The organism is Deferrisoma palaeochoriense, from assembly GCF_054656955.1.
Genome location: NZ_BAAHXI010000159.1, coordinates 1 through 813, shown reverse-complemented (window position 1 = coordinate 813; position 813 = coordinate 1). Strand labels below are relative to the sequence as shown.

The following is an 813-nucleotide window of genomic DNA, read 5'->3' as shown; positions in this document are numbered from 1 at the left end:
GTGCCGTGACGGGTGGGAAAGGCCGTGACGCGTGATCGGTGACGAGTGACCGGCGGGGACTGCCGCTCGTCGCAAGTCGCGAGAACCGCCTCGGGTCTTCGGAAGCCCTGGCTCATGGGTCGGGAATCGTAGGGCCGGGGTTGGCGTTCTGGTACGCTCACGACCGGTGCCCCTCCCTGGGATTCGGCTGGAAGGCCGGAAGCTTGAATGCTAGGAGGCCGGGATGCCGGAACCGCGGGAAGGGCGATCAGTCCCCCTCGTGCTCCGGCGGACGCCGAATGATACGGAAAACGGGGGTTGGGGACAAGCGGGGGGAAAGGCCGTGACGCGTGACGCGTGATCGGGGACGGGGGCCAAGGGCCGTGACGGGCGGAAAGGCCGTGACGGGTGATCGGTGACGGGGGGGAAATGCGGTGACGCGTGACGCGTGACGGGTGACGAGGGGGGAACTGCCGCAGGTCGTGGGTCGTTCGTCGTGGATGGGAGGTCGGCCGGCCCGGGGCGGGCGGTTCAGGCGCTCGCGGGATCCCCCAGGCGACCCGGTTCGCCCCGCCGGGTTCGCGGGGCCCGGGTTACTCCCCGATCACCACCAGGTGCTCTGGCCGGGCGTCGGTGACCGCGTCGAGCGCGACCCTTCGGTCGAAGGTCACGAACCGGCCCCCGTTCTTCACGGCCAGGGCCAGGAGGTAAGCGTCCGTAACCTGCCGGTGCCCCACCAGCCTGGACCAGCGGACGCGTCCGGTGTCGAGGAGGCTCACGTCGGCGGCCCAGAATCGGTGGGCGGGGTGCTCCGTGGCCGCCCTCAACCGCTCG

The 813-nt window shown here is 71.0% G+C and carries 1 protein-coding gene; it reads right to left on the bottom strand.

Annotation, left to right across the window (positions count from 1 at the left end; translation table 11 throughout):
- Positions 1 to 572: 572 nt before the first annotated feature.
- Positions 573 to 813, bottom strand: a 241-nt coding sequence (locus ACYQ8L_RS18515; protein WP_459943298.1) for a PIN domain-containing protein, incomplete at its 5' end; no start/stop codon positions are given.